Raw genomic sequence first — 3637 nt, forward strand, 5'->3', positions numbered from 1 at the left:
AGGGTCGGGGGCCGGACGGGGTGTTGTGCCCCGCTCAGGAGGTCTGCGTGACCTTGTTCAGACCGCGCGGGACGTCGGGGTTGTAGCCCAGGCGGCGGGCCAGGCGCTCGGTGAGCAGCTGGGCGGGGACGATGAGGTTCATCGGGGACACCCACTCGGGCACGTCGGGGACCGGCACGGACACGTCGCTGGCGGCGGCCAGGGCGTCGCCGCCGCCGAAGCCGAAGACCGGCGCCCCGGCGGAGCGGACGCGCTCGGCGAGGGAGACCGTGCCCTGGAGGGTCGGGCCGGTGGGCGCGGCCACCAGCAGCGCGGGGGTGCGCGGGTCCACCACGGCGATGGGTCCGTGCAGCAGGTCGGCGTAGGACAGGCCCATGGCGTGGAGGTAGCAGGCCTCCTTGAGCTTGAGGGCGGCCTCCAGCGCGGTGGAGAAGGCCATGCCGCGGCCGGAGATGACCGCTCCCTGGACCGCGACCATCCGCTCGACGATCTCCTCCAGGGCGTCCGAGGGCGCCGCGAGGGTCTCCTCGATGCCCTCGGAGACGCGGGTCAGGTCGCCGGGGTCCAGGTCGGCGCCCAGGCCCAGGGCCAGGACGGCGAGGGCGGCCAGCTGGGTGCTGTAGGTCTTGGTGGCGGGTACCGCGACCTCGCTCCCGGCCCGGGTGACCAGGGCGACGTCGGCCTCGCGGGCCAGCGGGGACTCCGCGCCGTTGGTGACGCCGACGGTGCGCGCGCCGCAGTCGGCGGCCCAGCGCATGGTCTCGACGATCTCCTCGGTCTTGCCGGACTGGGAGATCGCGACGGCCAGGACGTCGGACAGGTCGATCCGCGCCCCGTAGGTGGTGGCGATGGACGGCGAGCCCAGGGTGGCCAGGCGGCCGGTGTGCGCCTGGAGGAGGTAGCTGCCGTAGACCGCCGCGTTGTCGGAGGAGCCGCGGGCGATGAACAGCACGTGCCTGGTGCGGCGGCCCAGGGCCTCGATCTCGGGGCGCAGCGGCAGGAGTTCGGTGAAGGTGCGGCGCAGCGCCTCCGGCTGTTCGGCGATCTCGGAACGCATCACGCTCGTGGTGGTGGTCATGGAGGGCCCTTCCTGTGGGTGGCGCGGGCGGTGGACGCGGCGGAGCGCGCGCCTCGGCTGGCGGACGGCGGACAGGGGGTCGCGCGGGTGGTCCGGACTCCCGGGCGGACCCCTCGGTCTGCCCTGATAACAGGTGCGAACCGCCTGCCCTTGGGTGGATTGACACGCGGTCGGAGCTGTGGTCTAGTCCGGACTATACCAGTCGCGCCCGAATCGTCCCGGAGGAACCCGGGCCGGGTGCGCCGGACACGCAGGGTCCGTCCGCGCTAAGGTCTGACGCCAACTCCACCCGCCGACCGAGAAGGCCACCCGCTCCATGTCGATCGACCCCAGCAACCCGCTGCCCAAGTACAGCCAACTGCGCGACCTGCTCCTGGACTGGATCACCGCGGCGGGGCTGGGCGTGGACGACATGATCCCCTCCGAGCGCGAGCTCAGCGCCACCTACGGGCTCTCGCGGATGACCGTCCGCCAGACCATCGACCTGCTGGTGGCCGAGGGGCGGCTGTACCGGGTCCCCGGCAAGGGGACCTTCATCGCCCGCCCCAAGATCGAGATGTCCCTGGTGCTGGCCTCCTTCAGCGAGGACATGCGCGCACGCGGCTTCGAACCGGGGGCCCGCGAGCTGATCCGCCAGGTCATCCCGGCGAGCGGGCACACCGCGCGCATGCTGGACATCGCGCCGGGCACCCTGGTGCACCACATCGAGCGCATGCGCACCGCCGACGACGAGCCGATGGCCGTGGAGCGCTCCAACATCCCCGCCGCCATGGTCCCGGGCCTGGAGGACTACGACCTCGCCGAACGGTCCCTCTACGAGGTGCTGGAAAACGAGTTCGACATCCTGTTGGATTCCGGGGAACAGACCATCGAGGCCGGGATCTGCGACTCGGCCGACTCCCGACTCCTCGGCCTGCCAGCTGGGAGCCCGGTGCTGGTGATGCAGCGCCGGAGCTTCGCCAACGGACAGTGCGTGGAACTGGCGCTGTCCACCTACCGAGCCGACCGCTACCAGCTGCACTCCCGGCTGGACCCCCGGCGGCACGGCGACTGAAGTCCCGCGCCCACGAGGCGCGTGTCCGAGGAAGGACCCCCCATGAGTTCGGACCAGACCCCGACACCGACCGCGTCGCAGCCCCCGGGCGGCGACGCGGGCCGGTCCAAGCGCGGCTCGTCCACGCTCGCCGTCCTGCAAAGGCTCGGCCGCAGCCTGATGATGCCCATCGCGGTCCTGCCCGCCGCCGCGATCCTGCTCCGCCTGGGCCAGCCCGACCTGCTCGGCGCCGACGGCCTGGCCGGGCTTTCCGGGATGGGCTGGATGGAGCCGGTCGCGGGCGCCGTCGGCATGGCGGGCGACGCGGTCTTCCAGGCCCTGCCGCTGCTGTTCGCGATCGGTGTGGCGATCGGGTTCGCCAAGCGCGCCGACGGTTCGACCGCCCTGGCCGCGGTCGTGGGCTACCTGGTGTTCGACCGGGTGGCCACCTGGACGATGGTGACCTTCGACGGCGCCACCGGTGACCTGGGGTCGCGGCTGACCACGTACCCGCTGGCGGTGGACCCGGTCACACGCCAGCCCGTCACCGCCCCCGAGGCCGTCAACGCGGTCATGCCGGTGATCAACCACGCGGTGAAGAACCCGACCGACGTGCTCGGCGGCATCGCGGTGGGTCTGGTGGCGGCCCTGCTGTGGCAGCGCTACCACCGGATCAAGCTGCCGACCTGGCTGGGCTTCTTCGGCGGTCGCAGGTTCGTGCCGATCGTGACGGCGCTGGCCGGTCTGGTGATGGGCGTGGTGCTCGGCCTGGTCTGGCCGGTCGTGGGCGGATGGATCCAGGACCTGGGCGAGGGCATCATCGGCGCGGGCGCGGTGGGAGCCGGGGCCTACGGGGTGATCAACCGCCTGCTGCTGCCGCTGGGCCTGCACCACGTGGTGAACTCGTTCATCTGGTTCGTGTCGGGCACCTACACCGCTCCCGACGGCACCGTGGCGCACGGAGAGATCACCCGCTACTTCGCCGGCGACCCGGACGCGGGCGGTCTGCTGTCCGGGTTCTTCCCGGTGCTGATGTTCGGCCTGCCCGGTGCGGCGCTGGCGATGTGGCTGGCCACGCCCAAGGCCCGGCGGACGCAGATCGGGTCGATCATGATCCCCGCGGCGCTGACGGCCTTCGCGACGGGCATCACCGAGCCGGTGGAGTTCGCGTTCATCTTCGTGGCCCCGGCGCTGTTCGCGGTGCACGTGGTGCTGACCGGCATCTCGATGGCGGTGCTCAACGCGCTGGACGCCCAGTTGGGCTTCGGGTTCTCGGCGGGTCTGATCGACATGCTGTTGAACGCCACCAAGGACAACACCCAGGGGCTGGGGGTGATCCTGTTGGTGGGCCTGGTGTACTTCGCGGCCTACTTCGGGATCTTCTACCTGCTCATCACCCGCTTCAACCTGCCCACGCCGGGCCGGGAGCGCGACCCGGACGAGCCGGGCGAGACCGTGCGGGCGCGCACCGAGGCCGACACGGGTGAGGACCCGCCGGGGGCCGGGGGGACCGCCGGGGGCGGGAC

At 72.2% G+C, this 3637-nt stretch carries 3 protein-coding genes; 2 read left to right on the top strand and 1 reads right to left on the bottom strand.

The features are described from left to right. Window positions 1-34: 34 nt before the first annotated feature. Complete coding sequence (locus DQW06_RS25260; protein ID WP_013154737.1) at window positions 35-1078, bottom strand: SIS domain-containing protein; 1044 nt, start codon at window positions 1076-1078, stop codon at window positions 35-37. 316 nt (window positions 1079-1394) lie between these two features. On the opposite strand from DQW06_RS25260, the gene DQW06_RS25270 reads away from it, so the two are divergent. Both DQW06_RS25270 and DQW06_RS25275 read left to right on the top strand, forming a co-directional pair. Then, complete coding sequence (locus tag DQW06_RS25270) at window positions 1395-2132, top strand: GntR family transcriptional regulator (protein ID WP_013154738.1); 738 nt, start codon at window positions 1395-1397, stop codon at window positions 2130-2132. 42 nt (window positions 2133-2174) lie between these two features. After that, on the top strand, window positions 2175-3637 hold a 1463-nt coding region (locus DQW06_RS25275; RefSeq protein WP_117199441.1), incomplete at its 3' end, for a PTS transporter subunit EIIC.

It is taken from the genome of Nocardiopsis sp. TNDT3, assembly GCF_003427465.1.
GTDB lineage: Bacteria > Actinomycetota > Actinomycetes > Streptosporangiales > Streptosporangiaceae > Nocardiopsis > Nocardiopsis dassonvillei.

Excerpts from the sequence above, each read along its gene's own strand:
- DQW06_RS25260 (WP_013154737.1), bottom strand. The coding sequence starts at position 1,078 with ATGACCACCACCACGAGCGTGATGCGTTCCGAGATCGCCGAACAGCCG.
- DQW06_RS25270 (WP_013154738.1), top strand. The coding sequence starts at position 1,395 with ATGTCGATCGACCCCAGCAACCCGCTGCCCAAGTACAGCCAACTGCGC.